The 24,669-nt window shown below is 66.6% G+C and carries 31 protein-coding genes; 22 read left to right on the top strand and 9 right to left on the bottom strand.

Annotated features, from left to right (window positions below):
* Nucleotides 1–58: 58 nt before the first annotated feature.
* Together mtnC and ACYAF3_RS28440 are read left to right on the top strand one after the other, a co-directional pair.
* A complete protein-coding gene (mtnC, locus tag ACYAF3_RS28445; protein WP_034006935.1) occupies nucleotides 59–736 on the top strand; it encodes an acireductone synthase in 678 nt (225 codons plus the stop codon).
* 48 nt (nucleotides 737–784) lie between these two features.
* Nucleotides 785–976: a PLDc N-terminal domain-containing protein gene (locus ACYAF3_RS28440; protein ID WP_003103184.1), complete on the top strand. Its 192-nt coding sequence runs from the start codon at nucleotides 785–787 to the stop codon at nucleotides 974–976.
* Nucleotides 977–991: 15 nt separating this feature from the next.
* Here the strand turns inward: ACYAF3_RS28440 and ACYAF3_RS28435 are convergent, their stop codons facing one another.
* Entirely contained in the window at nucleotides 992–1,885 is an 894-nt protein-coding gene (locus ACYAF3_RS28435; RefSeq protein WP_003449989.1) for a DNA-3-methyladenine glycosylase family protein, read from the bottom strand.
* 148 nt (nucleotides 1,886–2,033) lie between these two features.
* On the opposite strand from ACYAF3_RS28435, the gene speE reads away from it, so the two are divergent.
* The 3 genes from speE (at nucleotide 2,034) to ACYAF3_RS28420 (ending at nucleotide 6,029) form a co-directional block, all read left to right on the top strand.
* Nucleotides 2,034–2,894 (top strand): polyamine aminopropyltransferase, encoded by an 861-nt coding sequence (speE, locus tag ACYAF3_RS28430; RefSeq protein ID WP_003103196.1) that lies wholly within the window; start codon nucleotides 2,034–2,036, stop codon nucleotides 2,892–2,894.
* Between the two features lie 160 nt (nucleotides 2,895–3,054).
* Nucleotides 3,055–3,924, top strand: a complete 870-nt coding sequence (locus ACYAF3_RS28425) for an NHL repeat-containing protein (RefSeq protein WP_003087664.1) — start codon at nucleotides 3,055–3,057, stop codon at nucleotides 3,922–3,924.
* 2 nt (nucleotides 3,925–3,926) lie between these two features.
* Nucleotides 3,927–6,029, top strand: coding sequence for an LTA synthase family protein (locus ACYAF3_RS28420; RefSeq protein ID WP_128669377.1), 2,103 nt, complete (start codon nucleotides 3,927–3,929; stop codon nucleotides 6,027–6,029).
* A gap of 105 nt (nucleotides 6,030–6,134) precedes the next feature.
* Here the strand turns inward: ACYAF3_RS28420 and pscU are convergent, their stop codons facing one another.
* The 8 genes from pscU to pscN are packed head-to-tail and all read right to left on the bottom strand — an operon-like array spanning nucleotide 6,135 to nucleotide 12,649.
* Complete coding sequence (gene pscU / locus ACYAF3_RS28415; protein ID WP_003103203.1) at nucleotides 6,135–7,184, bottom strand: SctU family type III secretion system export apparatus subunit PscU; 1,050 nt, start codon at nucleotides 7,182–7,184, stop codon at nucleotides 6,135–6,137.
* A complete protein-coding gene (gene pscT / locus ACYAF3_RS28410) occupies nucleotides 7,181–7,969 on the bottom strand; it encodes a SctT family type III secretion system export apparatus subunit PscT (protein WP_023086385.1) in 789 nt (262 codons plus the stop codon). Before pscT ends, pscU begins: the two co-directional genes overlap by 4 nt.
* Entirely contained in the window at nucleotides 7,966–8,232 is a 267-nt protein-coding gene (gene pscS, locus ACYAF3_RS28405; protein WP_003087672.1) for a SctS family type III secretion system export apparatus subunit PscS, read from the bottom strand. Before pscS ends, pscT begins: the two co-directional genes overlap by 4 nt.
* A gap of 2 nt (nucleotides 8,233–8,234) precedes the next feature.
* Complete coding sequence (gene pscR, locus ACYAF3_RS28400) at nucleotides 8,235–8,888, bottom strand: SctR family type III secretion system export apparatus subunit PscR (RefSeq protein ID WP_003087674.1); 654 nt, start codon at nucleotides 8,886–8,888, stop codon at nucleotides 8,235–8,237.
* Nucleotides 8,885–9,814, bottom strand: a complete 930-nt coding sequence (gene pscQ, locus ACYAF3_RS28395; protein WP_016263647.1) for a SctQ family type III secretion system cytoplasmic ring protein PscQ — start codon at nucleotides 9,812–9,814, stop codon at nucleotides 8,885–8,887. Before pscQ ends, pscR begins: the two co-directional genes overlap by 4 nt.
* Nucleotides 9,811–10,905, bottom strand: coding sequence for a type III secretion system needle length determinant PscP (pscP, locus tag ACYAF3_RS28390; protein ID WP_073651475.1), 1,095 nt, complete (start codon nucleotides 10,903–10,905; stop codon nucleotides 9,811–9,813). The genes pscQ and pscP overlap by 4 nt, the downstream gene beginning before the upstream one ends.
* The gene (pscO, locus tag ACYAF3_RS28385) at nucleotides 10,893–11,369 is read right to left on the bottom strand and encodes a type III secretion system central stalk protein PscO (protein ID WP_003087688.1); all 477 of its coding nucleotides are present in this window, start codon (nucleotides 11,367–11,369) and stop codon (nucleotides 10,893–10,895) included. Before pscO ends, pscP begins: the two co-directional genes overlap by 13 nt.
* Nucleotides 11,366–12,649 carry a SctN family type III secretion system ATPase PscN gene (pscN, locus tag ACYAF3_RS28380; protein ID WP_474726937.1) on the bottom strand — a complete coding sequence of 428 codons (1,284 nt, stop codon included), beginning with the start codon at nucleotides 12,647–12,649 and terminating at the stop codon, nucleotides 11,366–11,368. Before pscN ends, pscO begins: the two co-directional genes overlap by 4 nt.
* A 190-nt stretch (nucleotides 12,650–12,839) precedes the next feature.
* Between pscN and popN the strand changes: the two genes are divergently transcribed.
* From popN to exsD, 17 genes are all read left to right on the top strand, one after another.
* Entirely contained in the window at nucleotides 12,840–13,706 is an 867-nt protein-coding gene (gene popN / locus ACYAF3_RS28375; protein WP_003087692.1) for a SctW family type III secretion system gatekeeper subunit PopN, read from the top strand.
* Nucleotides 13,687–13,965, top strand: a complete 279-nt coding sequence (gene pcr1 / locus ACYAF3_RS28370; RefSeq protein WP_003087693.1) for an Acr1 family type III secretion system gatekeeper subunit Pcr1 — start codon at nucleotides 13,687–13,689, stop codon at nucleotides 13,963–13,965. The genes popN and pcr1 overlap by 20 nt, the downstream gene beginning before the upstream one ends.
* Complete coding sequence (gene sycN / locus ACYAF3_RS28365) at nucleotides 13,952–14,323, top strand: type III secretion chaperone SycN (protein ID WP_003087694.1); 372 nt, start codon at nucleotides 13,952–13,954, stop codon at nucleotides 14,321–14,323. The genes pcr1 and sycN overlap by 14 nt, the downstream gene beginning before the upstream one ends.
* A complete protein-coding gene (gene pscX / locus ACYAF3_RS28360; protein WP_003100794.1) occupies nucleotides 14,320–14,685 on the top strand; it encodes a type III secretion system protein PscX in 366 nt (121 codons plus the stop codon). The genes sycN and pscX overlap by 4 nt, the downstream gene beginning before the upstream one ends.
* Nucleotides 14,686–14,689: 4 nt before the next feature.
* Nucleotides 14,690–15,019 (top strand): type III secretion system chaperone PscY, encoded by a 330-nt coding sequence (gene pscY, locus ACYAF3_RS28355; protein ID WP_003087695.1) that lies wholly within the window; start codon nucleotides 14,690–14,692, stop codon nucleotides 15,017–15,019.
* Nucleotides 15,016–17,136 (top strand): SctV family type III secretion system export apparatus subunit PcrD, encoded by a 2,121-nt coding sequence (gene pcrD / locus ACYAF3_RS28350; protein ID WP_003100792.1) that lies wholly within the window; start codon nucleotides 15,016–15,018, stop codon nucleotides 17,134–17,136. The genes pscY and pcrD overlap by 4 nt, the downstream gene beginning before the upstream one ends.
* Nucleotides 17,133–17,567, top strand: coding sequence for an LcrR family type III secretion system chaperone PcrR (gene pcrR / locus ACYAF3_RS28345; protein WP_003100791.1), 435 nt, complete (start codon nucleotides 17,133–17,135; stop codon nucleotides 17,565–17,567). The genes pcrD and pcrR overlap by 4 nt, the downstream gene beginning before the upstream one ends.
* A gap of 27 nt (nucleotides 17,568–17,594) precedes the next feature.
* Nucleotides 17,595–17,891: an LcrG family type III secretion system chaperone PcrG gene (gene pcrG, locus ACYAF3_RS28340; RefSeq protein WP_016253572.1), complete on the top strand. Its 297-nt coding sequence runs from the start codon at nucleotides 17,595–17,597 to the stop codon at nucleotides 17,889–17,891.
* A 9-nt stretch (nucleotides 17,892–17,900) separates the two neighbouring features.
* Nucleotides 17,901–18,785, top strand: coding sequence for a type III secretion system needle tip protein PcrV (gene pcrV, locus ACYAF3_RS28335; protein WP_003100789.1), 885 nt, complete (start codon nucleotides 17,901–17,903; stop codon nucleotides 18,783–18,785).
* A gap of 8 nt (nucleotides 18,786–18,793) precedes the next feature.
* Entirely contained in the window at nucleotides 18,794–19,300 is a 507-nt protein-coding gene (gene pcrH, locus ACYAF3_RS28330; RefSeq protein WP_003120337.1) for a SycD/LcrH family type III secretion system chaperone PcrH, read from the top strand.
* Nucleotides 19,281–20,453, top strand: a complete 1,173-nt coding sequence (gene popB / locus ACYAF3_RS28325; protein ID WP_004342870.1) for a type III secretion system translocon subunit PopB — start codon at nucleotides 19,281–19,283, stop codon at nucleotides 20,451–20,453. The genes pcrH and popB overlap by 20 nt, the downstream gene beginning before the upstream one ends.
* Before the next feature lie 11 nt (nucleotides 20,454–20,464).
* Entirely contained in the window at nucleotides 20,465–21,352 is an 888-nt protein-coding gene (popD, locus tag ACYAF3_RS28320) for a type III secretion system translocon subunit PopD (RefSeq protein WP_003113550.1), read from the top strand.
* A gap of 125 nt (nucleotides 21,353–21,477) precedes the next feature.
* Nucleotides 21,478–21,915, top strand: coding sequence for a type III secretion system regulatory chaperone ExsC (exsC, locus tag ACYAF3_RS28315; protein WP_003100769.1), 438 nt, complete (start codon nucleotides 21,478–21,480; stop codon nucleotides 21,913–21,915).
* Nucleotides 21,916–21,923: 8 nt separating this feature from the next.
* On the top strand, nucleotides 21,924–22,169 hold the full coding sequence (gene exsE, locus ACYAF3_RS28310; RefSeq protein WP_033888249.1) for a T3SS regulon translocated regulator ExsE: 246 nt from the start codon (nucleotides 21,924–21,926) through the stop codon (nucleotides 22,167–22,169).
* Between the two features lie 8 nt (nucleotides 22,170–22,177).
* Nucleotides 22,178–22,591 (top strand): YscW family type III secretion system pilotin ExsB, encoded by a 414-nt coding sequence (gene exsB, locus ACYAF3_RS28305; protein ID WP_003100765.1) that lies wholly within the window; start codon nucleotides 22,178–22,180, stop codon nucleotides 22,589–22,591.
* A 297-nt stretch (nucleotides 22,592–22,888) separates the two neighbouring features.
* The gene (gene exsA, locus ACYAF3_RS28300; RefSeq protein WP_003120334.1) at nucleotides 22,889–23,725 is read left to right on the top strand and encodes a T3SS regulon transcriptional activator ExsA; all 837 of its coding nucleotides are present in this window, start codon (nucleotides 22,889–22,891) and stop codon (nucleotides 23,723–23,725) included.
* A 97-nt stretch (nucleotides 23,726–23,822) separates the two neighbouring features.
* Nucleotides 23,823–24,653 (top strand): T3SS regulon anti-activator ExsD, encoded by an 831-nt coding sequence (gene exsD / locus ACYAF3_RS28295; RefSeq protein WP_003124833.1) that lies wholly within the window; start codon nucleotides 23,823–23,825, stop codon nucleotides 24,651–24,653.
* Nucleotides 24,654–24,669: the final 16 nt, after the last annotated feature.

Here is a 24,669-nt window from a genome sequence, read left to right as displayed (position 1 = left end):
CCATCCGTCACCATCCGCGCCCCCGGTCCTGCCGGGGGCGGTTTCATCCGGAGTCCGCATGACCATCAAAGCCATCCTCACCGACATCGAAGGCACCACCAGCGCGGTCAGCTTCGTTTTCGACGTGCTGTTTCCCTATGCCGCCCGGCACCTGCCGGACTTCGTCCGCGAACACGCCGGAGAGACCGAGGTAGCCGCACAGTTGGCGGCGGTGCGTGCCGAGAGCGGTGAGGCGGACGCCGATGTCGAGCGGGTGATCGCGATCCTCCTGCAATGGATCGCCGAGGACCGCAAGGTGACGCCGCTGAAGGCCCTGCAAGGCATGGTCTGGGCCCAGGGCTACCGCGACGGTCAGTTGAAGGGCCACGTCTACCCGGACGCGGTGCAGGCGCTGCGCGAGTGGAAGGCCCGTGGGCTGGACCTGTACGTCTATTCCTCCGGCTCGATCCAGGCGCAGAAGCTGATCTTCGGCTGTTCCGAGGCCGGCGACCTGGGCTCGCTGTTTTCCGGCTACTTCGACACTACCAGCGGGCCGAAGCGGGAAAGCGCCTCCTATGCGCGGATCGCCGGGGCCATCGGCCTGCCGGCCGCGGAAATCCTTTTCCTTTCCGACGTGGTGCAGGAACTGGATGCCGCGCGCGACGCGGGCATGCGCACGCTCGGCCTGGCCCGCGAAGGCGGCAGCCTGGACGACCATCCGACGGTGGCCAGCTTCGCCGACATCCTCGTGGAGTGAACGCGCCGGCTATCCTGAGGGAACACTCTTGCTCGGGAGCATCGCGCCATGGGTTCCACCCTCAGCGGGCTGATCAGCCTGGTCATCCTGGCCCTGGATATCTGGGCCATCGTCAACATCCTGAAAAGCGCTGCGGAAACCGGGATGAAGATCATCTGGGTCCTGGTGATCATCGTCCTGCCGGTGCTCGGCCTGATCATCTGGGCCATCGCCGGCCCGCGCGGCAACGTCAGGCTGTAGCCTCCCGCCGCGGCGTTAGCCGCCTGCGGCGTAGTGGTTCCACAGGTGGATCGCGGCGTAGGCGCGCCAAGGCCGCCAGGCCTCGGCGCGGGCCTTCAGGCTGCGCGCATCGATGCCTTGCGGCCCCCAGACCGTGGATTTCAGCAGGCCGAGGTCGGCGGCGGGGAAGGCGTCGGCTTCGCCCATGGCACGCAGGGCTATGTATTCGGCGGTCCAGGGGCCGATGCCGGGCAACGCGCAGAGGCGCTCCACCAGGGCCTCGGGGCCGTCCGCCAGGTCCAGGCTCAGCTCTCCCGAGGCGATCGCCGCGGCGAAGCGTTGCAGCGTCTGTACCCGCTTGCCGGGCATGCCGATGCCGTCGAGGTTGGCTTGCGCCAGCGCGGCGGGCGTCGGGAACAGGTGGCTGATGCCGTCGTAGCCGAGATCTTCCAGCGGCTCGCCGAGGCGCTGGATCAGGCGCCCGGTGATGGTCACCGCGGCCTTCACCGTGACCTGCTGGCCGACGATGGCGCGCACCGCCTGTTCGAAGGGATCGAAGGCCACCGGCAGGCGCAGTCCCGGATTGGCGGCCACCAGCGGGCCGAGCAGGGGATCCCCGGCGAAATGCCGGGCGATGGCGGCCGGGTCGCTGTCCAGGTCGAACATCCGGCGGACCCGTGCCTCGAGTTCGGCGGCCAGGGCATGGGCGGACGGGCTGAGGCTCAGCGCCAGGACCTGGCGTTCCGCCAGCGGTCGCACCTCGAACCAGGCCGGGCGACCGTTGGCCCGGAAGCTGCGGGCATAGTGGTCGTCACCCAGGCTTTCGACACCGGCGAGCAGGCGCAGGGCGAAATGCTGGTGGAACTGGCGCCATTCCCAGGGTGACTGGTAGGGCAGGTGCAGGACGAGGGGAGAGGTAGGCTGGCTCATGGGCAGACGATACCTGGCCGGCGCAGCCGGCGCCATCCGCCGGCGGGGTTCGACCTGTCATTGCCGCCAGCGTAGAATGCGCGCCTTTCTTCGCGGCGCGGGCAAGTCCCGCTGCCAGATTGCAGCCTTACCAGGGAGATCCCGGCCCATGAGCGATTATCAGGAAACTCTGTACCAGGGCTACGGCCAGCGCTTCAGCATCGACAACATGCTGCATGAGGTGCGCACCGAGCACCAGCACCTGGTGATTTTCGAAAACGCCCGGATGGGCCGGGTGATGGCGCTCGATGGAGTGATCCAGACCACCGAGGCCGACGAGTTCATCTACCACGAGATGCTCACCCACGTGCCGATCCTCGCCCACGGCGCGGCCCGGCGCGTGCTGATCATCGGCGGCGGCGACGGTGGCATGCTGCGCGAGGTGGCCAAGCACAAGAGCGTCGAGCGGATCACCATGGTCGAGATCGACGGCACCGTGGTCGACATGTGCAAGGAGTTCCTGCCCAACCACTCCCAGGGCGCCTTCGACGACCCGCGGCTGAACCTGGTGATCGACGACGGCATGCGCTTCGTGGCTACCACGGAAGAACGCTTCGACGTGATCATCTCCGACTCCACCGACCCGATCGGCCCTGGCGAGGTGCTGTTCTCCGAGAACTTCTACCAGGCCTGCCGGCGCTGCCTGAACGAGGGTGGCATCCTGGTCACCCAGAACGGCACGCCGTTCATGCAACTGGAGGAAGTGCGCACCACCGCCGCACGTACCGACGGGCTGTTCGCCGACTGGCATTTCTACCAGGCGGCGGTGCCGACCTATATCGGCGGCGCCATGACCTTCGCCTGGGGTTCGACCCGCGAAGGCCTGCGTCGCCTTCCGCTGGAAACGCTGCGCCAGCGCTTCCGCGACAGCGGCATCGCCACCCGCTACTACAACGCCGATATCCACCTGGGCGCGTTTGCTCTGCCGCAGTACGTGCTGCAGGCCATCGGCAAGCAGGACAACGATTGACGCTTCACCGGGAAGGGCCGCAAGGCCCTTTTTCATGCGTCGCTCCGACATCCCCTGTTACTGCCAGCTAACATTTTTTTCACAATCGATCCGGGAAAATCTGCGCGCTTTTTTCCGTTGCCATGGCTATAAATGGCAGTTTTGTCCTTGAGTGCATCGAATGCTGACCAAACGATTGCGCCAGAGCGGCGTAGTAGTCTCCTGCCTGCTCGGTAGCGTCCTCTTCATCGCCCTGGCCTTCCTCGGCTGGCAACGTTTCGCCCCGGCGGCCACCGTATCCGGCTGGACCTACCGGGTAGTGCTCGAGGACATTCCCCACGTCAGCGCCCTGGCCCGCGACCCGGACGGCCTGCTTTACGTGAGCCAGGAGTTGCAGGACGGCAAGGGCCTGGTGTTCCGCATCGCCGCCGATGGCAGCCGCGATACGGTGCTCGACGGGCTGTCCAAGCCCGACGGCATGGCCAGCTTCCGCGACGGCATCGCGATCAGCCAGGAGCAGGGCGCCTCGCCGGTGTTCTGGTGGCATGCCCAGCAGGCCCGGCCGCTGTTCGACGGCATCCAGGTGGAGGGCGTCGCCAGCGACGGCCGCTACCTGTACGCCGCCGAGGATCGCGACCTGGACGGGCGGATTCTCCGCTACGACCCGGAGACCGGCGGACTGACGGTACTGCGCGAGGGATTGCAGCGCTCCGAAGGGGTGGCCGCCTGCCCGGACGGAAGCGTCTTCTACACGGAAAAGAAACGTGGCCACGTCATGCGTCTGCATGAGGGGGCCGAGGACGAGGTGGTGCTGAACGGACTGAATGCACCGAGCTTTTTGCTGTGCGACAGCGAAGGCCTGTGGATCACCGAGGACTCGACGCATAACGCGCGAGCCTTGCTGCTGCCGCCCGACGGGCCGCTGCAGGTGATCGTACGGCGCCTGCGTTCCGCACAGTCCCTACTGCCCATCGGGCCCGGCCGCTACCTGCTGGCCGAGCAGGGGCGGGACCGCATTCTCGAAATCGAACGACAGAAGAGCGAATTGTAAAAATGGACCAAACGGAAGTCCGAACCACCCAATCGCCCCCACGGCTGTTCCAGCCCACCATCCGCAGCCACCTGGCGTTCACCGCGCTCAGCGCGCTGGTGCTGCTGGTCATGTTCAGCCTGCTGCGCCTGGCCTTGCTGATCTACAACCGCGAACTGATCGGCGCGACCCCGGCGAGCACCTTCCTCGAGGCGTTCGGCAACGGCGTGCGTTTCGACCTGCGGGTCGTCGTCTATGCCGTGGCGCCGCTGGTGCTGTCGTTGTTCGCGGTACGCGCGATGGCCGCTCGCGGCCTGTTCCGTACATGGTTGACGCTGTTCGCCAGCATCACCCTGTTCCTCGGCGTACTCGAACTGGACTTCTACCGCGAGTTCCACCAGCGCCTGAACAGCCTGGTCTTCCAGTACATGTCGGAAGACCCGAAGACCGTCATGAGCATGCTCTGGTACGGCTTCCCGGTGGTCCGCTACCTGCTGGCCTGGGCCTTCGCCACCTGGGTGCTGTACCGGGTGTTCAAGGCCATCGACCTGGCGACCCGCCCGAGCCAGCGCAAGCCGCGCGAAGACAGCGTGATCGCCCGGCCGAGCGCTGCCGCGCCCTGGTACGTGCGCGGCGTGGTGCTGTTCCTCTGCGTGCTGGTCTGCGTCCTCGCCGCCCGCGGCACCCTGCGCCAGGGCCCGCCGCTGCGCTGGGGCGATGCCTTCACCACCGAATCCATGTTCGCCAACCAACTGGGCCTGAACGGCACCCTGACCCTGGTCAAGGCGGCCAAGGAGCGCTTCTCCGAAGACCGCGCGAACATCTGGAAGGCCACCCTGGACGACAAGGTCGCCCTGGAGACCACCCGGCAGATGTTGCTGACCCCCAACGACAAGCTGGTGGACGCCGATGAGGCCGCGGTGCGCCGCGAGTTCACCCCGCCGGCGGCGAATACCCTGCCGATCCGCAACGTGGTGGTGGTCCTGCTGGAAAGCTTCGCCGGCCACTATGTCGGCGCCCTGGGCGCGCCGGGCAACATCACGCCGTATTTCGACAAGTTGTCGAAGGAAGGCCTGCTGTTCACCCAGTTCTTCTCCAACGGCACCCATACCCACCAGGGCATGTTCGCCACCATGGCCTGCTTCCCCAACCTGCCGGGCTTCGAATACCTGATGCAAACCCCGGAGGGCGGCCACAAGTTCTCCGGCCTGCCGCAGTTGCTCAGCGCCCGCCAGTACGAGGACGTCTACGTCTACAACGGCGATTTCGCCTGGGACAACCAGTCCGGCTTCTTCAGCAACCAGGGCATGACCACCTTCATCGGCCGCAACGACTATGTCGACCCGGTGTTCTCCGATCCGACCTGGGGCGTCTCCGACCAGGACATGTTCGCCCGTGGCAACGAGGAACTGGACAAGCTGGCGAGCACCGGCAAGCCGTTCTATGCGCTGTTGCAGAGCCTCTCCAACCACGTTCCCTATGCGTTGCCGAAGGACCTGCCGGTGGAGCGCGTGACCGGCTACGGTTCGCTCGACGAGCACCTGACCGCCATGCGCTATTCCGACTGGGCGCTGGGCCAGTTCTTCGAGAAGGCGAAGAAGTCGCCGTACTACAAGGACACCCTTTTCGTGGTGGTCGGCGACCATGGCTTCGGCAGCCCCGAGCAGCTCACCGAGATGGACCTGCACCGCTTCAACGTGCCGCTGCTGCTGATCGCCCCCGGCATCCAGGAGAAGTTCGGTACCCACCTGCCGACCGTCGGTACCCAGGTCGACATCGTGCCGACCATCATGGGCCTGCTCGGCGGCGAGACCGTCCACCAGTGCTGGGGCCGCGACCTGCTGAACCTGCCGGAAGGCGACAAGGGCTTCGGCGTGATCAAGCCGTCGGGCAGCGAGCAGAACGTCGCCATCGTCTCCGGCAACCGCATCCTGGTGCGGCCGAAGGACGGTGACGTGCGCGTCTACGATTACCAACTGGGCGGCGATGCCAAGGCGGTGATCACCAAGGAAGTGCCGGACCAGGCCGAGCTGCAGAAGAATCTGGAGTCGTTCATCCAGACCGCGACCAAGAGCCTGCTGGAGAATACCGCGGGCGTGGTACACGGGATCCCGGACAAGGACTGACCCGTAGCAAGCATGTGAAAGGGGCCTTCGGGCCCCTTTTTTTCGGCGCCAGGTCGCAGCGTCTTTCGTCGCCGGTGCCGCGGCGGCCGCCCTGCCCGATAGCGATCAGGGCGTATCCGTCTGCTGGCTTTCCAGCCAGCGCAGGACTTCGGCGGTGGCCTGGATCAGGTCCGCCGGTATGTACTGGTCGACATTGCCGTCGCGCAGCAGCGCCCGTGCCAGCGGAATTCGTTGCAGCACCGGGATTCCTTCTTCCTCGGCGATGCGCCGGACCCGCAGGGCCAGGGCGTCGGTGTGCTTCAGGGTGACCAGCGGCAGGGGCGTTTCGCCGCGTCGATAGCGTATGCCGATGGCGACGTGGGTCGGGTTGGCGACGATCACCGAGGAGCGCCGGACATCCGCGCGCAGGTTGCTCGATTGCAGTTCCTGATGGAATTGCCGGCGCTTGCTCTTGATCTCCGGACTGCCCTCCATCTCCTTGTACTCGCGCTTCACCTCGTCCTTGCTCATGCGCAACTGCTTGTAGTGCTGGTGGCGTTCGAAGGCGTAGTCGGCGACGGCAATCGCCAGGAAGCCGACCGCGCAGACCAGCATCAGCTGCCTGAGCATCAGCCCGCTCACCGGTGCCACGCAGTCCAGCCCGCAGGCGGGAATCCGCAGGAGGCTGGCCAGGTTGCCCTGCAAGGTCAGCCAGACCAGCAGGGAGAGCAGGGCGACCTTCAGGGTCGACTTGAGGAACTCCACCAGGCTCCGGATCGAGAAGATCTTCTTCGCGCCCTCCACCGGGTTGATCTTCTTCAGGTCCGGCTTGACGCTGTCGAGGCTGAGCAGGAAACCGTACTGGCCGACATGGCTGAGCACCACCACCAGCGCCGCGACCAGCAGGACCGGCGCCAGCAGGTAGAGGAGCTCCTGGAGAAGGTTCTCCAGGATGGTCTCCAGCGCCTGGCGAAACGGCAGGTCGATGTACTCGGCGGGCAGCAGGAGCAGCTTGCCGAGATGCTCCAGGTAGTAGTCGGAAAAGCCCATCAGCAGCGCCACCAGCGACAGGATCAACGCGCTGGAGACAATTTCCTTGCTCTTCACCACCTGGCCCTGCCGGCGGGCGTCGCGCAGCTTCTTCGCCGTGGGCTGCTCGGTCTTCTCGGCGCTCATGGCGTCTCTAGCACGGGACGCAGCAGGCGCAGCGGGTCGACGGCGAGCAGCAGGGCATCGTAGGCGTGCTCCATGAGGATGCCCAGGTAGAGCACCAGCAGCAGGCTGGCGACCAGGCTCTTGATCGGCATGGCGAGGATGAACACGTTCAGCGACGGGGAGAAGCGGCTGACCAGCGCCAGGCCGAACTCGGCGAGGAACATGGCGATCAGCAGCGGCGCGGCGAACAGCGCGCAGAGCATCAGCATCTGCGAGAACTGCGCGTAGAAGAATGCCACCCATTGGCTGCCGAACTGCGGGAAGAAACTGCTCACCGGCCAACTGGCATAGCTCCTGAACAGCGAGCCGACCAGCGCGAGGAAGGCGCCGCCGGAGAAGAACAGGGTGATCAGCGTCTGCGTCAGCAGCAGCCCGGTGGGGCTGGTCTGGCTGCCCAGGCTGGGGTTGAGGGTCGAGGCGAGTGCCGCGCCACGCTGGTTGTCGATGATGAAGCCGGTCGCTTCCATGGCCCAGAAGGGAATGGTGGCGACGAAGCCGATGAGCAGGCCGAGCAGCACTTCCTTGCCGATCAGCAGGGCGATGTCCAGCGCGCCGAGGGCCGGCGGCAGGCTGCCGGCGACGATCGGGTAGGCGAACAGCGCCAGCGAGCAGGCCACGCCGTTGCGCACCAGGCCGCCGCCCAGGGTCTGCTTGGCCAGCACCGGCAGGACCACGAAGCAACTGATGATCCGCGGCAGCAGCAGGCTGTAGGTCAGCAGCAGTTGCTGCAGGTCCTGGACGCTCATCGCACCAGCGGCACCTTCAGCAGGGTCATTTCGGCGAAACGGTACAGCTCGCCGCCCAGCCAGCCGCTGGTGGCGAACAGTACCACCACCACGGCCACCAGCTTGGCGACGAAGCCGAGGGTCTGCTCCTGGATCTGGGTGAGTGCCTGGACCAGCGATACCAGGGTGCCGATCAGGGCCGCGACCAGTACCGGCGGCAGCGACAGGACCAGCACCAGCCACAGGGTCTGGTTGGTGAAGTGGAGGATGTCGGCGCTGCTCATGGTCAGCCTCCGTAGCTGATGACCAGGCCGTGGGTCAGCCGCGCCCAGCCGTCGAGGAGGACGAACAGGAGCAGCTTGAACGGCAGGGAAATGGTCATCGGCGACACCATCATCATGCCCATCGCCAGGAGGATGTTGGAGATGATCAGGTCGATGGCGATGAAGGGCAGGTAGATCAGGAAGCCGATCTCGAAGGCTCGGGTCAGTTCGCTGACGGTGAAGGCCGGCAGCAGGATCAGCAGGCTGTCCGGGTCGAGCCGCTCGGCGTATTCGCTGGGCCAGACCTGGCGGGTGCTTTCCATGAAGAAGGTGTGTTCGCGCTCCTGGATCTGCCGCTTGAGGAAGTTCCGGTAGGGCGCCATGCCCTCGTCGAGAAAGCGTTCCACCGATGCCGAGTCGCTCAGGCTGACGTCGTGGTTGCGCAGGTAGTCGCGGGTGGCGAAGCCGACCGGTGCCATCACGTACAGGCTGAGGATGATCGCCAGCCCGTACATCGCCATGTTCGGCGGAATCTGCTGGACGCCCAGGGCGTTGCGCAGCAGCGAGAAGACCACGGTCATCTTGATGAAGGAGGTCGCCATCACCGCGATGAACGGGACCAGCGCGAGCAGGGCCAGGCCGAGGATCAGGCCGAGCTCGTCGGGCAACTGGATCATGCTTCGTCGTGTCCGAACAGGCGGGTTACGCGCACCCCGAGCCGGTCCTGGAGCCTGACCAGTTCGCCGATACCGAGGCAGCGCTGGTTGGCGAGGATGCGCACTTCGCCGTCCAGGGCACTGTCGAGATCGAGCAGCGAGCCTGGCTGCAGGGTGGAGAGGGTATGCAGGTCCAGGGTGCGGCGGCCGACCTCGAAGCTGACCGGGATCGGCAGTTGGTCGAGTTCGTGCAGGTCCTCGCTGTCGGCGAGGGAGGGGATGTCGTGCATGTCGAGCAGTTCCAGTTGCGTGGAGTGGAGTTGGCAGCGCGCCCAGGGGCGTCCTTCGAGAACCCCCAGCAGCGCTGCGTCGGGGCGATGGCCGGCAGGCAGCAGCAACAGGTCGCCGGGCTCCAGGGTGCGCAGCTCGCCGGCCTCCAGCGGCAGGCCGGGCCATTGCAGCGACAGGCGCAGCGGTATGGCCAGGCGTTGCGCCGAGGGGCGCGGCGGCAGGCGTGCCAGCAGCGTCGCGGGATCGCCGTCGAGCCAGAGCGCCAGGCGCTGGTCGTCGCGTTCCAGGCTCAGGCGCAGGCCCATCGCAGCGCGTGGTTGCGCCGGGCTCAGGCCGTACCAGACCAGGCCGGGAAAGACGTTGCCTTCGCGCTCCAGCAAGGCCAGTTGCAGGGCCGCCGGCAGGCTGGCGAAGGCTGCCTCCTGCAGGTTCGGCGCGAGCCAGCGGGCCAGCGCCGGGGCCTGGCAGAGAAAGCGCAGGGGCAGGCCGTCCCACGCCAGGCTCAGTTCGAGATCGACGTCGGGGGCGGCCTGGGCGATGTCCAGGCGCGCTTGCAAAGCGTTGCCGACATAGTGGCGACGGCAACGTGCGAGACGTCGCTGGAGATCCAGTTCGGCGCGGCTGGCGAGCGGCAGGTCGAGGTCCGCACCGTTCATTCGGCTTGCCACTCTTCATGCAGGTAGCGACGTTGCCGCGAGCGCTGACCGCTGTCCTGCTGCTGATTGAAGGTGAGTTGCACCGGTTGTTCCGGATGCAGCCGTTGCAGGCGTTCGAGCAACTCGCCACGGGCTTGCTGGAGCAACGCCAGGCTGCCGGGGCTGGCACTGATCTCGATCTGCAACTGGCCATGGCCATGCAGGACCTGCACCTCCACGGCGCCGAGCTGGGGCAGTTGCACCTGCAGGCGCGCCGCATGGCTTTCGGCTGCGCTGGCGACCTGGATGCGCCCCTGCACGGCATCGAGCAGGCGCGCGAGATCGGCCAGCGGCAGTGGCCGGCTCCCGCTCGATGCCAGCAGGCGTGCCAGCAGGCGGTCGCCGGGGGTTTGCATGGCAGGCAGTGGCACAGGCGCTTGGTCGTCGGGGGGCAGTGCGGATGGATCGGTTTCTCCGGGTTGCCGACGCTCCTCTCCGCGGCCTTCGCCGCCCGCTGTCGGCGCGGGCGGCGAAGCCTGGGCACTGGCCTGCGCCGTGGGCGCGACCTCGGCTGCGGCTTTCGCCGGGAAGCCGGGGCCGGGCTGCGGCCGCTCATGCGTCCGACCTGCGATTTGCGGGTGGGAGGACACCGGCACCAGCGGCGGTTCGTCGACCGGAGGCGCCGAAACGCTGGCCGGCTCCCGGGCTTGCGTGGACGCCGCGACGCGCGCGGAGACCGCCGGCGCTTGCCGTGCTACCGATCCGGACGGCGACACTGTTGGCGTTGGCGTTGGCGTTGGCGTTGGCGTTGGCGTTGGCGTTGCGTCCGCGGCAACTGGCACGGGGGCTTGCCGAGTGGTCGGCGGCCGGTCGGCGGCAGGCGCCGCGGGCTGGTCGGCGAGAGGCGTCGAGGTCGGCGCGTCGGCTGTCGCGGCGGGCTCTTCGGCCTCTGTCGTTTCGTCGCCCTTGTCGAACGGTGGCCTGGGCGCCGGCGGTCGGTGCGCGGGCAGGGCCTGTTCGAAGGCGATCTGCTGCGCGCGCAGCGGCGGAAGGGGGGCAGGGGTGTCGGACGACACGAGCGGAGCCGTATCCACGGCGTTCAGCTTGAGCATGGCCAGGTCTCGTGGCGGGTGAATTCTTCCAGTTCGCCTTCCTCGCTGCGTTCGCGCAGCCCCTGGCGCTCGGCGTCGACGTGGCGCTCCAGTTCGGCGAACTTCTCCAGTTGCCGCTGGCGTTCCAGCAGTTCTCGCCGGCACTGCCGCAGGCGCTCGCGCTCCCCTTCGAGGCGCTGCGCGGCCTCGGCGCAGTCCTGTTCCAGGCCGGCTTCCTTTTCCCGCAGCAGTCCTACCTGCTGCTGCCAGGCTTCCAGGCGCCGGCGGTCGAGCATGGCCGCCTGGCAGGCGAGAAACAGCCGTTGCTCTTCGGCCAGTCGCCAGTCGCGGTAGTCCCGTTGTGCCGCCTGGCGCTCGGTGTGTTCCTGCGCCGCGGCGCGAACCCGTAGCAATTGGCGGCCCTGGGCGCGCTCGGCCCGGTCCAGGCGCAGGCGTCGGACGCGCAACAGCAGCGCCAGGCTCATGCGCAGAGGCTCCGCAACTGCGCGCAGGCCTGTGCGTAATCGCTGGTTTCGTGGGTACCCTGGCGCAGCCACTGGCGGATCGCCCCGATCTTCTCGATGGCCTGGTCGGCTTCGCTGTCCTGGCCTTTCTGGTATTCGCCGATCTTCAGCAGCAACTCGACTTCCTCGTACTTCGCCAGCCATTCGCGCAAGCGTCCGGCCGCATGGCGCTGATCGTCGTCGACGATCTGGTTCATGACCCGGCTCACCGAGTGCAGCACGTCGATGGCCGGATAGTGGTTGGCGGCGGCCAGCTTGCGCGACAGCACGATGTGCCCGTCGAGAATCGAGCGGGTCTCGTCGGCCACTGGCTCGCTCATGTCGTCGCCTTCCACCAGCACGGTGTAGAGCGCGGTGATCGAGCCCCGCTCGGATTGCCCGGCACGCTCCATCAGGCGTGGCAGCGTGGCGAACACCGATGGCGGATAGCCGCGGCGTGTGGGCGGTTCACCGGCCGCCAGGCCGATTTCGCGCTGGGCCCTGGCGAAGCGGGTCAGCGAGTCCATCAGCAGCAGGACGCGGCGTCCCTGGTCGCGGAAATACTCGGCGATGCTGGTGGCGACGAAGCCGGCCTTGGCGCGCTCCATCGCCGGTCGGTCGGAAGTGGCGACCACCAGCACCGAGCGGCGCAGCCCCTGTTCGCCGAGGTCGCTTTCGATGAACTCGCGGACTTCGCGACCGCGCTCGCCGACCAGGGCGAGTACCGTCACATCCACCTCGGCATTGCGCACCAGGCTGGCCAGCAGGGTGCTCTTGCCGCCGCCGGCGGCAGCGAAAATGCCCATGCGCTGGCCTTCGCCGCAGGTCAGCAGGCCGTCGATGGCGCGCACACCCAGCGATAGCGGCCGCTCTATCAGGCGCCGGCTCATCGGCGGCGGGGCATCCCGGTAGACCGGATACCAGGCCGCCGGCTCGGCCGGCGGGCTGCCGTCGAAGGGGCGGCCGAGGCCGTCGAGCACCTGCCCGAGCAGGTGCTCGCCAACCGCCACGCGATGCATGCCGCCGGTAGGGCTGACCTCGGTGTTGGAGGAAACCCCGAGCATCTCGCCGAGCGGGGTGAGCAGCGCCAGGCTCTGGTCGGGATTGCGCAACTGGCAGAGTTCGCCGATGCGCACGCCGGGCACCACGGCCTTGAGCAGGGTTCCGGTGACCTGGGTGACCCGCCCGCGGATCTGGATCGGCCGGCAGCCTTCGATGGCGTGGCGCATCCGGACGATGAGAGGAGAGAGAGGCGCGGGCATGGCGGGTCGGTTCGGCTGGAGTCGGCGCGCACTATAGAGAAAGCCTCGCGCGACGAATTTCAGTGCCAGCCGGGAGTTTTTAGAAATCGGTTGCCGCCGCGGCTAAAAAAAACCGGCCGATATTGGCATCGGCGGCACCGGGCCGGTTCCTATACTGCGCCGCCTTTGCAGACCAGGAGCCACAGCCACGATGGACATCCTCCAGAGTTCCTCCGCCGCGCCCCTCGCGCCGCGGGAAGCGGCCAACGCCCCCGCGCAGCAGGCTGGCGGCAGCTTCCAGGGCGAGCGCGTCCACTACGTTTCCGTTTCGCAGTCGCTGGCCGATGCCGCGGAAGAGCTGACCTTCGCCTTTTCCGAGCGCGCCGAGAAATCCCTGGCCAAGCGCCGCCTGAGCGACGCCCATGCGCGCCTGAGCGAAGTCCAGGCCATGCTGCAGGAGTACTGGAAGCGCATTCCGGACCTGGAAAGCCAGCAGAAGCTCGAGGCGCTGATCGCCCACCTGGGCAGCGGTCAACTGAGCAGCCTGGCGCAGCTCAGCGCTTACCTGGAGGGCTTCTCCAGCGAGATCAGCCAGCGCTTCCTGGCGCTGTCGCGGGCGCGCGACGTCCTGGCCGGGCGGCCGGAGGCGCGGGCGATGCTGGCGCTGGTCGACCAGGCGTTGCTGCGGATGGCCGACGAGCAGGGCCTGGAGATCGAACTCGGCCTGCGCATCGAGCCGCTGGCCGCCGAGGCTTCCGCCGCCGGTGTCGGCGATATCCAGGCGCTGCGCGATACCTACCGTGACGCGGTACTCGACTACCGGGGCCTGTCGGCGGCCTGGCAGGACATCCAGGCGCGCTTCGCCGCGACGCCGCTGGAGCGGGTCGTGGCCTTCCTGCAGAAAGCCCTGAGCGCCGACCTGGACAGTCAGTCGAGCCGGCTCGATCCGGTGAAGCTGGAGCGGGTCATGAGCGACATGCACAAGCTGCGCGTGCTCGGCGGCCTGGCGGAGCAGGTGGGGGCGCTCTGGCAGGTGCTGGTGACGGGGGAGCGGGGCCATGGCATACGGGCCTTCTGAATTGACCGGCGCAGTCATCGCCTTGCTCGAGAAGCGCTGGGTCGGCGTCGCCGAGGTGCAGGCGTTGCTCGAGCCGTTGCCGCTGGCCGACGTCGCCCGGCAGATCCATTTCTTCCGCGAACTGAAGCGTCTCTACCGCCTGTTGCCGGTCGAAGTGTTCGGCGACGACGAGCAGCGCCAGAATCTTTTGAATGCCTGCCAGATGGCACTCGACCTGGCGATCGAGCGCGAAGAGGAGCAGCAGCATGGACTGGGTTGAGCTGGCCGTCGCGCAGTTCTGCCAGGACCTGCGGGTGAGCGTACCGGCGCCGCTGGCGCGCGTGGTGCAACTGGATTTCGAGGACAGCGGCACCTTGCAGCTGGAACGCCATGGCGAACAGTTGTCGCTCTGGCTGGCCTGTGACCTGGCCTGGCACCAGGCCTATCGCGGCACCCTGCGGGCGTTGCGCCTGTGCCATGCGCGCGCGGCCGGGAGCCTGCCGCTGCGTTGCGCCTGGAGCGGCGAATCGCGCCTGCTGCTGTGCATCACCCTGGAAGCCCGGCAGGTCGGCATCCCGACGTTGCACCAGGCCTTGCAGGCGCTGCGCTCGGCGCGCAGCGAAGTGCTCGCCGCATGAGCCGGGTCGGTGCCTGGCACATCGGCATCGAACGACTCGACCTGGCGCATGCCGAGCCGTTCGCGCCGCCCCTGCCGGAGCGCCATCTGCTGGCGCCCGACGGCCGGCCGGTGGAGACCCACGTCGCCAGCCTGTATCCCGCGCAGCAGGCGCAACAGCGCCTGTTCGACTACGCCCGGCCCCAGCTGGAGTTCCACGGCCTGCTGCGCCCCGGCGACTTCCGCCAGGCGCTGCGCGATCTCCGCCTGGCCCTCACGCTGCCCCGCCAGCCGGCCCTGCAGGCCGCGGCCTGCCTGCTCGGCGAGCGCGATGAAGACGAGCGACTGCTGCAAATGGCCCTGAACCTGTTGCACAAGGTATGAATCGATGACGTTGAAACCGACGCAACAGCGCCTGTTGCTGATGCTGGGCTGGTTGCACCTGCAATGCGGCCAGCCGCGACGCGCCCAGGTGTTGCTGGAGGCCTTGCTGAGCGTTGCGCCGGAGCGCCGCGACGGGCGCCGCGCCTTGCTCCTGGCGTTGCTCCAGCAAGGCCTCGGCGAGCCCGCCGTGCGCCTGTGCCGGCAGTTGCAGGAGGATGGCGAGGAGGAGCCCGGTCTGTGGCTTTGCCTGAGCCGTGCCGAACAGCTCGCCGGGCGTCTCGACGCGGCGCGTGCCGCGCACGCCCGGGCGCTGGAGCTGGAGGCGCGGGAATGAACGACCTGAGCGGGCTTCTCGGCCGGGTCGGCGAGCGCAAGGACATCCTGCTGGTGGTGTTGCTGCTGGCGGTGGTGTTCATGATGGTGCTGCCGCTGCCACCGCTGCTGCTGGACATCCTCATCGCCGTCAACATCACCATCTCCGTGGTCCTGCTGATGATGTCGGTGTACATCGGCTCGCCGTTGCAGTTCTCGGTGTTCCCGGCGGTGTTGCTGATCACCACGCTGTTCCGCCTGGCGCTGTCGGTGAGCACCACTCGGATGATCCTGCTGCAGGCCGACGCGGGGCAGATCGTCAACACCTTCGGCAGCTTCGTGGTCGGCGGCAACCTGGTGGTGGGCATCATCATCTTCCTGATCATCACCATCGTGCAGTTCCTGGTGATCACCAAGGGTGCCGAGCGGGTCGCCGAGGTCAGCGCGCGCTTTTCCCTGGATGCCATGCCAGGCAAGCAGATGAGCATCGACGGCGACATGCGTGCCGGCGTGATCGATGTCAACGAGGCGCGGGCGCGGCGCGCGGTGATCGAAAAGGAAAGCCAGATGTTCGGCTCCATGGACGGCGCGATGAAGTTCGTCAAGGGCGACGCCATCGCCGGGCTGATCATTATCGTCGTCAACATCCTCGGCGGCATCGCCATCGGCGTCACGCAGAAGGGCCTGAGCACCGCCGACGCGCTGCAACTGTACGCGGTGCTGACCGTCGGCGATGGCATGGTCTCGCAGGTGCCGGCGTTGCTGATCGCCATCACCGCCGGGATCATCGTCACCCGGGTGTCTTCCGACGAATCGGCGGACCTCGGCAGCGACATCGGCGAACAGGTGGTGGCGCAGCCCAAGGCGCTGCTGATCGGCGGCCTGTTGCTGGTGCTGTTCGGCCTGATTCCCGGTTTCCCGACCCTGACCTTCCTGGCTCTCGCGCTGCTGGTTGGCGGCGGCGGCTACTTCATGCTCTGGCGCCAGCGGGCCCAGGCCAGCGCCGGTTCCCGCGACCTGCCGGCGCTGCTCGCGCAGGGCGCCGGAGCGCCATCGGCCAAGGCGCGTGGCAAGGCTGGCGGCGGCAAGCCGAAGGCCGGGCGTCTCGCCGAGCAGGAAGAATTCGCCCTCACCGTGCCGTTGCTGATCGACGTCGATGCCAGCCTCCAGGAACGTCTCGAGGCGATGTCGCTGAACGAGGAGCTGGTGCGGGTACGACGCGCGCTGTACCTGGATTTCGGCGTGCCGTTCCCGGGTATCCACTTGCGCTTCAATGAAGCGATGGGCGATGGCGAATACCTGGTGCAGCTACAGGAGGTCCCGGTCGCGCGCGGATGCCTGCGGCCGGGCTGGTTGCTGGTGCGCGAACGCGCCGCGCAGCTGGAACTGCTCGCGGTCCCCCACGAGCCGGCGGAGCTGCAGGTGCCGGGAGAAGAGGCGAGCTGGGTGGAGCAGGCGCATCAGGATCGCCTGGAGCGTTCCGGCTGTGCCTGCCTGGGCCTGGAGCAGGTGCTCACCTGGCACCTGTCCCATGTGCTGCGGGAGTACGCCGAGGATTTCATCGGCATCCAGGAGACGCGCTACCTGCTGGAGCAGATGGAGCAGGGTTACGGCGAGCTGGTGAAGGAGGCGCAGCGGATCGTTCCCCTGCAGCGGATGACCGAGATTCTCCAGCGCCTGGTCGGCGAGGACATCTCGATCCGCAACATGCGGGCGATCCTCGAGGCGATGGTGGAGTGGGGGCAGAAGGAGAAGGACGTGGTGCAGCTCACCGAGTACATCCGCAGCAGCCTCAAGCGCTACATCTGCTACAAGTACTCCAGCGGCAACAATATCCTTCCCGCCTATCTGCTGGACCAGGCGGTGGAGGAGCAGATCCGCGGTGGCATCCGCCAGACCAGCGCCGGCAGCTACCTGGCCCTCGACCCGGCGATAACCCAGGCCTTCCTCGAGCGCGTGCGGCAGACCGTCGGCGATCTCGCGCAGATGCAGAACCGGCCGGTGCTGATCGTTTCCATGGATATCCGCCGCTACGTGCGCAAGTTGGTGGAGAGCGACTATGCCGGGCTGCCGGTGCTGTCCTACCAGGAGCTGACCCAGCAGATCAACATCCAGCCGCTTGGCAGGATCGTGTTGTGAGCGCCGATCCGCTGATTCCCTGGTTTCTCGCCCGCGGCCTGGCGGTGCGTCCGCATTGCCTGCGCGACACCTCGATCGCGCTCGGCTGGCAGGTCCTGGCCCATGGCTGCGAACTGGCCTGGCGCTGCGACGGCGAGCGGGTCTGGATCGTGATGTTGCGTCGGCGGCAGGCGCGCAGCGGATTGGCCAATCCATTCGCCGCGCTGTACCTGCTGGCGGAGGCCACGCTCGATACGCTGGGGCCGCGCCAGCGTCTCTACGGCAAGGTCCTGGCGCTGGCCGGCAGCCCACTGCCTGGCGAGCGCATGGCGCGCTTCTATCGCCGCTGGACCGGCGCCGCCGAGCCCGCCGACGGCTGGTTCGAGCTGGAGGCCGGGCGGGTGGTGACGCAGCGAAGCCTGCGAAAACGACAAAAACCCGACCGTGCCTGACAGGCTCCGGCAACGTCGATCCCTACCATGGGCGACATGAACGAATACACCGAAGACACCCTGCGGGCGACCGTCCAGGCCGCCGAACTGGCGATTCGCGACAGCGAGGAACGCGGCCGCCTGCTGGCGGAAATGTGGCAAGGCCTGGGGTTTGCCGCGGACGCCGGCGAGCTGCTGTTCCAGGCGCCGGAGCGAGAGCTGGCGCGAGCCGCCGAAGAGGAGCTGCTGGCCGAACTGCGGCGCATGCGCAGTTCCCAGCCGACGCAGGGCGAGCAGGGTACCCGGCCGCGGCGTCCGACGCCGATGCGTGGCTTGTTGATCTGAGGAATCACGATGGAAGTCAGAAACCTTAATGCCGCTCGCGAGCTGTTCCTGGACGAGCTCCTGGCCGCGTCGGCGGCGCCTGCCAGTGCCGAGCAGGAGGAACTGCTGGCCCTGTTGCGCAGCGAGCGGATCGTGCTGGCCCACGCCGGCCAGCCGCTGAGCGAGGCGCAAGTGCTCAAGGCGCTCGCCTGGTTGCTCGCGGCCAATCCGTCCGCGCCTCCGGGGCAGGGCCTCGAGGTACTCCGCGAAGTCCTGCAGGCACGTCGGCAGCCCGGTGCGCAGTGGGATCTGCGCGAGTTCCTGGTGTCGGCCTATTTCAGCCTGCACGGGCGTCTCGACGAGGATGTCATCGGTGTCTACAAGGATGTCCTGCAGACCCAGGACGGCAAGCGCAAGGCGCTGCTCGACGAGCTCAAGGCGCTGACCGCGGAGTTGAAGGTCTACAGCGTGATCCAGTCGCAGATCAACGCCGCGCTGTCGGCCAAGCAGGGCATCAGGATCGACGCTGGCGGTATCGATCTGGTCGACCCCACGCTATATGGCTATGCCGTCGGCGATCCCAGGTGGAAGGACAGCCCCGAGTATGCGCTGCTGAGCAATCTGGATACCTTCAGCGGCAAGCTGTCGATCAAGGATTTTCTCAGCGGCTCGCCGAAGCAGAGCGGGGAACTCAAGGGCCTCAGCGATGAGTACCCCTTCGAGAAGGACAACAACCCGGTCGGCAATTTCGCCACCACGGTGAGCGACCGCTCGCGTCCGCTGAACGACAAGGTCAACGAGAAGACCACCCTGCTCAACGACACCAGCTCCCGCTACAACTCGGCGGTCGAGGCGCTCAACCGCTTCATTCAGAAATACGACAGCGTCCTGCGCGACATTCTCAGCGCGATCTAGAGGTATCCATGAACCAGCAAGCGACCCCTTCCGACACCGACCAGCAACAGGCGCTGGAGGCCTTCCTGCGCGACGGCGGCACCCTGGCGATGCTTCGCGGACTCAGCGAGGACACCCTGGAGCAGCTCTATGCGCTGGGCTTCAACCAGTACCAGGCGGGCAAGTGGGACGACGCGCAGAAGATCTTCCAGGCACTGTGCATGCTCGACCACTACGACGCCCGCTACTTTCTCGGCCTGGGCGCCTGCCGCCAGTCCCTCGGTCTCTATGAACAGGCCCTGCAGAGCTACAGCTACGGCGCGCTGATGGACATCAACGAGCCGCGCTTTCCCTTCCATGCCGCCGAGTGCCATCTGCAACTGGGTGATCTCGACGGAGCCGAGAGTGGCTTCTACTCGGCCCGGGCCCTGGCCGCGGCACAGCCGGCGCACGAGGCCCTGGCCGCGCGTGCCGGCGCCATGTTGGAAGCCGTAACCGCGAGAAAGGATCGAATATATGAATCCGATAACGCTTGAACGCGCCGGACTGCCCTACGGGGTGGCCGACGCCGGGGATATCCCGGCGCTCGGCAGGCCGGTCGCGAGGGATGTCGAGAGTCTGCGGGTGGAGCGCCTGGCGGCGCCGGCCGCGGCTTCCGCGAGCGGCACGGGGGTGGCGCTGACGCCGCCGTCCGCAGCCAGCCAGCAGCGCCTGGAGGTCGCCAATCGTGCGGAGATCGCCAGCCTGGTGCAAGCAGTGGGCGAGGATGTCGGACTGGCGCGGCAGGTTGTGCTGGCCGGCGCTTCGACGCTGTTGTCCGCCGGCCTGATGTCGCCGCAGGCGTTCGAGATCGAGCTGGCGAAAATCACCGGCGAAGTCGAGAACCAGCAGAAGAAACTCAAGCTGACCGAAATCGAGCAGGCGCGAAAGCAGAACCTGCAGAAGATGGAGGACAACCAGCAGAAGATCAGGGAGTCGGAAGAAGCCGCGAAAGAAGCCCAGAAGTCCGGTCTGGCAGCCAAAATCTTTGGTTGGATCAGTGCAATAGCTTCGATCATCGTCGGCGCAATCATGGTGGCAACCGGCGTCGGCGCGGCCGCGGGTGCACTGATGATCGCGGGCGGTGTCATGGGAGTGGTCTCCCAGTCGGTACAGCAGGCAGCCGCGGACGGATTGATCAGCAAGGAAGTGATGGAAAAGCTCGGCCCGGCACTGATGGGTATCGAGATCGCCGTCGCGCTGCTGGCGGCGGTGGTCAGCTTCGGCGGCTCAGCGGTCGGCGGGCTGGCCAGGCTGGGCGCGAAGATCGGCGGCAAGGCGGCCGAGATGACCGCCAGCCTGGCGAGCAAGGTCGCCGACCTGGGCGGCAAGTTCGGCAGTTTGGCCGGCCAATCGCTGTCGCACTCGCTGAAACTCGGCGTGCAGGTTTCCGACCTGACCCTGGACGTCGCCAACGGCGCGGCCCAGGCCACTCATTCGGGATTCCAGGCGAAGGCCGCGAACCGCCAGGCCGACGTGCAGGAATCGCGTGCCGACCTGACCACCCTGCAGGGCGTGATCGAGCGCCTGAAGGAAGAGCTGAGCCGCATGCTGGAAGCATTCCAGGAAATCATGGAGCGGATCTTCGCCATGCTCCAGGCCAAGGGTGAAACCCTGCACAACCTGTCCAGCCGACCGGCAGCGATCTGAGGAGACGTCACATGATCGACACGCAATATTCCCTGGCGGCTACCCAGGCCGCGATCCCCTCCGAGCCGATCGCTCCCGGCGCCGCCGGGCGTTCCGTCGGCACGCCGCAAGCGGCTGCGGACCTGCCGCAGGTGCCGGCCGCGCGGGCCGACCGGGTCGAACTGAACGCTCCGCGCCAGGTGCTCGACCCGGTGCGCATGGAAGCGGCCGGCAGCGAGCTGGACAGCAGCGTCGAGCTTCTGCTGATTCTCTTCCGCATCGCGCAGAAAGCGCGCGAGCTGGGCGTGCTCCAGCGCGACAACGAGAACCAGTCGATCATCCACGCGCAGAAGGCGCAGGTGGACGAGATGCGCAGCGGCGCCACGCTGATGATCGCCATGGCGGTGATCGCTGGCGTCGGCGCATTGGCCTCGGCGGTGGTCGGCAGCCTCGGCGCGTTGAAGAACGGCAAGGCCATCAGTCAGGAGAAGACCCTGCAGAAGAACATCGATGGGCGCAACGAACTGATCGACGCGAAGATGCAGGCGCTTGGCAAGACCTCCGACGAGGATCGCAAGATCGTCGGCAAGGTCTGGGCGGCGGACCAGGTGCAGGACAGTGTGGCGTTGCGTGCGGCGGGCCGTGCCTTCGAGAGCCGCAACGGCGCCCTGCAGGTGGCCAACACGGTGATCCAGTCCTTCGTCCAGATGGCCAACGCCTCGGTCCAGGTGCGCCAGGGCGAATCGCAGGCGAGCGCCCGGGAAGGAGAGGTCAACGCCACCATCGGGCAGAGCCAGAAGCAGAAGGTCGAGGACCAGATGAGCTTCGATGCCGGCTTCATGAAGGACGTCCTGCAGCTCATCCAGCAGTACACCCAGAGCCATAACCAGGCCTGGCGTGCGGCGGCCGGAGTGGTCTGAGCCGTCTCCGCGCGGGAGGAAAAGGCCACAGCGATGTGGCTTTTTTCTTAAAAGAAAAGTCTCTCAGTGACAAAAGCGATGCATAGCCCGGTGCTAGCATGCGCTGAGCTTTAGGAGGCGCCCCCATGGATTTAACGAGCAAGGTCAACCGACTGCTTGCCGAGTTCGCAGGCCGTATCGGTTTGCCTTCCCTGTCCCTTGACGAGGAGGGCATGGCGAGCCTCCTGTTCGACGAACAGGTGGGCGTCACCCTGTTGCTGCTCGCCGAGCGCGAGCGTCTGTTGCTGGAGGCCGATGTGGCGGGCATCGATGTGCTGGGCGAGGGGATCTTTCGCCAGCTCGCCAGCTTCAACCGCCATTGGCACCGTTTCGATCTGCATTTCGGCTTCGACGAGCTGACCGGCAAGGTCCAGTTGTATGCGCAGATTCTCGCAGCGCAACTGACCCTCGAATGCTTCGAGGCGACCTTGGCCAACCTGCTCGATCACGCCGAGTTCTGGCAGCGCCTGCTGCCGTGCGACAGTGATCGCGAGGCGGTCGCTGCGGTCGGCATGAGGGTTTGAGCGGCCCCATGAAAATCGAATCGATTTCGCCGGTGCAGCCGTCCCAAGACGCTGGAGCCGAGGCGGTGGGGCATTTCGAGGGGCGTTCGGTGACCCGCGCGGCCGTTCGCGGCGAGGACCGTTCCAGCGTGGCCGGGCTGGCGCGCTGGCTGGCGCGCAACCTGGCTGGCGATCCGCGCAGCGAGCAGGCCTTGCAGCGCCTCGCCGACGGCGACGGCACGCCGCTGGAGGCGCGCACGGTCCGGCGCAGGTGAGGTGCTGGATGCTGTTGCCGCTGGCGTTGCTGCTCGGCGGTTGCGTCAGCCAGCCCGCGCCGATGTCGCCGAAGGTGACGGTGGGTGGTTCGGTGGGCGGCGTTTCCCTGCAGGCGCGCCAGGCGCAACTCAGGCTGCGCCTGTATGCCGTCGTTCAGGGAAGGATGCAAACGATTGCCGAGCGGCGCTACCGGGTGTCCGGGTTGCCGTTGCGCTATGCCTTCGATCTGGAGGTCGACAGGTTGGAGGGCGAGGCATTGTACCTGCGTACCGAGCTTTCCTGGGTGGGCGTCGCGGCGGTCCAGGCGAGTGCCTGGCAACAGGTGGCGGCGGGCGTCGATGAGCGGGTCCGGCTGGTTCGGCGCGACTGTTTTCCGAATTGTACGGCCGCTCGCCCGGAAGAAAGATCTGGCAACGATTGATACATTGCCTGCTGTTTCGGAAAGTGCGTATGGAGATTAAAGAAGTGCAAGTCTCGTTCGTTTTCAGGGAAGGCCTCGAATAATAAAACTGGTACTTTTGTTCCGCTTCTAAAGAAGTCTGGATTAATTGGCGGAAGCCGACTCGCTCTGCGAATCAGCGCACGTCGGATAATCCTGATTATTATAAAATCGACTCCGTGCTCATGGCTTTGAAAATCAATAAAACGGAGCGTATTCATGCCTCTCCGCTAGGCGGGGCATTCAAGGTACGACGGGAAGTGTTGGGGTTCTTATAATATGCAAGGAGCCAAATCTCTTGGCCGAAAGCAGATAACGTCTTGTCATTGGAACATTCCAACTTTCGAATACAGGGTAAACAAGGAAGAGGGCGTATATGTTCTGCTCGAGGGCGAACTGACCGTCCAGGACATCGATTCCACTTTTTGCCTGGCGCCTGGCGAGTTGCTTTTCGTCCGCCGCGGAAGCTATGTCGTAAGTACCAAGGGAAAGGACAGCCGAATACTCTGGATTCCATTATCTGCCCAGTTTCTACAAGGCTTCGTCCAGCGCTTCGGCGCGCTGTTGAGTGAAGTCGAGCGTTGCGACGAGCCCGTGCCGGGCATCATCGCGTTCGCTGCCACGCCTCTGCTGGCCGGTTGCGTCAAGGGGTTGAAGGAATTGCTTGTGCATGAGCATCCGCCGATGCTCGCCTGCCTGAAGATCGAGGAGTTGCTGATGCTCTTCGCGTTCAGTCCGCAGGGGCCGCTGCTGATGTCGGTCCTGCGGCAACTGAGCAACCGGCATGTCGAGCGTCTGCAGCTATTCATGGAGAAGCACTACCTCAACGAGTGGAAGCTGTCCGACTTCTCCCGCGAGTTCGGCATGGGGCTGACCACCTTCAAGGAGCTGTTCGGCAGTGTCTACGGGGTTTCGCCGCGCGCCTGGATCAGCGAGCGGAGAATCCTCTATGCCCATCAGTTGCTGCTCAACAGCGACATGAGCATCGTCGACATCGCCATGGAGGCGGGCTTTTCCAGCCAGTCCTATTTCACCCAGAGCTATCGCCGCCGTTTCGGCTGCACACCGAGCCGCTCGCGGCAGGGGAAGGACGAATGCCGGGCTAAAAATAACTGACGTTTTTTGAAAGCCCGGTAGCGGCTGCATGAGTAGAATCGGCCCAAATTGCAGGCTCTGACGAGCGCGCAATGTAGTGAGGAAGCCAAGGCAGAGAATGGAGCAGGAAGACGATAAGCAGTACTCCCGAGAAGCGGTGTTCGCTGGCAGGCGGGTATCCGTGGTGGGCTCGGACGCCCGCTCGCGGGGTCGGGTGCCGGGTTACGCATCGAGCAGTTTGTATCGTGAGTCCGGAATCATCAGTGCGCGGCAACTGGCGTTGCTGCAGCGGATGCTGCCGCGCCTGCGGCTGGAGCAACTGTTCCGCTGCGAGTGGTTGCAGCAGCGCCTGGCGCGCGGCCTGGCGCTGGGGCGCGAAGAGGTGCGGCAGATTCTCCTCTGCGCGGCGCAGGACGACGACGGCTGGTGCGCCGAACTGGGCGACCGGGTCAACCTCGCCGTGCCGCAGTCGATGATCGATTGGGTCCTGCTGCCGGTCTATGGCTGGTGGGAAAGCCTGCTCGACCAGGCGATCCCCGGCTGGCGCCTGTCGCTGGTGGAGCTGGAGACCCAGTCCCGGCAACTGCGAGTCAAGTCCGAATTCTGGTCCCGCGTGGCCGAGCTGGAGCCGGAGCAGGCCCGCGAGGAACTGGCCAGGGTCGCCAAGTGCCAGGCGCGCACCCAGGAACAGGTGGCCGAACTGGCCGGCAAGCTGGAGACGGCTTCGGCACTGGCGAAGAGCGCCTGGCCGAACTGGCAGCGGGGCATGGCGACGCTGCTCGCCAGCGGCGGGCTGGCCGGCTTCGAGCCGATCCCCGAGGTCCTCGAATGCCTCTGGCAACCTCTCTGCCGGCTGGACGACGACGTCGGCGCGGCGGACGCCGTCCAGGCCTGGCTGCACGAACGCAACCTGTGCCAGGCACAGGATCACTTCTACTGGCAGAGCTGAGCGGCCGGCGAAAGCC

Source organism: Pseudomonas sp. TZ252 (genome assembly GCF_056110345.1).
The sequence above is the reverse complement of the archived record's forward strand: the minus strand, read 5'-3'. Positions and strand labels throughout refer to the sequence as shown.

Bases quoted from the DNA above. Each gene is read 5' to 3' on its own strand.
- mtnC (WP_034006935.1), top strand. From the start codon at position 59: ATGACCATCAAAGCCATCCTCACCGACATCGAAGGCACCACCAGCGCG.
- ACYAF3_RS28440 (WP_003103184.1), top strand. From the start codon at position 785: ATGGGTTCCACCCTCAGCGGGCTGATCAGCCTGGTCATCCTGGCCCTG.
- ACYAF3_RS28435 (WP_003449989.1), bottom strand. From the start codon at position 1,885: ATGAGCCAGCCTACCTCTCCCCTCGTCCTGCACCTGCCCTACCAGTCA.
- speE (WP_003103196.1), top strand. From the start codon at position 2,034: ATGAGCGATTATCAGGAAACTCTGTACCAGGGCTACGGCCAGCGCTTC.
- ACYAF3_RS28425 (WP_003087664.1), top strand. From the start codon at position 3,055: ATGCTGACCAAACGATTGCGCCAGAGCGGCGTAGTAGTCTCCTGCCTG.
- ACYAF3_RS28420 (WP_128669377.1), top strand. From the start codon at position 3,927: ATGGACCAAACGGAAGTCCGAACCACCCAATCGCCCCCACGGCTGTTC.
- pscU (WP_003103203.1), bottom strand. From the start codon at position 7,184: ATGAGCGCCGAGAAGACCGAGCAGCCCACGGCGAAGAAGCTGCGCGAC.
- pscT (WP_023086385.1), bottom strand. From the start codon at position 7,969: ATGAGCGTCCAGGACCTGCAGCAACTGCTGCTGACCTACAGCCTGCTG.
- pscS (WP_003087672.1), bottom strand. From the start codon at position 8,232: ATGAGCAGCGCCGACATCCTCCACTTCACCAACCAGACCCTGTGGCTG.
- pscR (WP_003087674.1), bottom strand. From the start codon at position 8,888: ATGATCCAGTTGCCCGACGAGCTCGGCCTGATCCTCGGCCTGGCCCTG.
- pscQ (WP_016263647.1), bottom strand. From the start codon at position 9,814: ATGAACGGTGCGGACCTCGACCTGCCGCTCGCCAGCCGCGCCGAACTG.
- pscP (WP_073651475.1), bottom strand. From the start codon at position 10,905: ATGCTCAAGCTGAACGCCGTGGATACGGCTCCGCTCGTGTCGTCCGAC.
- pscO (WP_003087688.1), bottom strand. From the start codon at position 11,369: ATGAGCCTGGCGCTGCTGTTGCGCGTCCGACGCCTGCGCCTGGACCGG.
- pscN (WP_474726937.1), bottom strand. From the start codon at position 12,649: ATGCCCGCGCCTCTCTCTCCTCTCATCGTCCGGATGCGCCACGCCATC.
- popN (WP_003087692.1), top strand. From the start codon at position 12,840: ATGGACATCCTCCAGAGTTCCTCCGCCGCGCCCCTCGCGCCGCGGGAA.
- pcr1 (WP_003087693.1), top strand. From the start codon at position 13,687: ATGGCATACGGGCCTTCTGAATTGACCGGCGCAGTCATCGCCTTGCTC.
- sycN (WP_003087694.1), top strand. From the start codon at position 13,952: ATGGACTGGGTTGAGCTGGCCGTCGCGCAGTTCTGCCAGGACCTGCGG.
- pscX (WP_003100794.1), top strand. From the start codon at position 14,320: ATGAGCCGGGTCGGTGCCTGGCACATCGGCATCGAACGACTCGACCTG.
- pscY (WP_003087695.1), top strand. From the start codon at position 14,690: ATGACGTTGAAACCGACGCAACAGCGCCTGTTGCTGATGCTGGGCTGG.
- pcrD (WP_003100792.1), top strand. From the start codon at position 15,016: ATGAACGACCTGAGCGGGCTTCTCGGCCGGGTCGGCGAGCGCAAGGAC.
- pcrG (WP_016253572.1), top strand. From the start codon at position 17,595: ATGGGCGACATGAACGAATACACCGAAGACACCCTGCGGGCGACCGTC.
- pcrV (WP_003100789.1), top strand. From the start codon at position 17,901: ATGGAAGTCAGAAACCTTAATGCCGCTCGCGAGCTGTTCCTGGACGAG.
- pcrH (WP_003120337.1), top strand. From the start codon at position 18,794: ATGAACCAGCAAGCGACCCCTTCCGACACCGACCAGCAACAGGCGCTG.
- popB (WP_004342870.1), top strand. From the start codon at position 19,281: ATGAATCCGATAACGCTTGAACGCGCCGGACTGCCCTACGGGGTGGCC.
- popD (WP_003113550.1), top strand. From the start codon at position 20,465: ATGATCGACACGCAATATTCCCTGGCGGCTACCCAGGCCGCGATCCCC.
- exsC (WP_003100769.1), top strand. From the start codon at position 21,478: ATGGATTTAACGAGCAAGGTCAACCGACTGCTTGCCGAGTTCGCAGGC.
- exsE (WP_033888249.1), top strand. From the start codon at position 21,924: ATGAAAATCGAATCGATTTCGCCGGTGCAGCCGTCCCAAGACGCTGGA.
- exsB (WP_003100765.1), top strand. From the start codon at position 22,178: ATGCTGTTGCCGCTGGCGTTGCTGCTCGGCGGTTGCGTCAGCCAGCCC.
- exsA (WP_003120334.1), top strand. From the start codon at position 22,889: ATGCAAGGAGCCAAATCTCTTGGCCGAAAGCAGATAACGTCTTGTCAT.
- exsD (WP_003124833.1), top strand. From the start codon at position 23,823: ATGGAGCAGGAAGACGATAAGCAGTACTCCCGAGAAGCGGTGTTCGCT.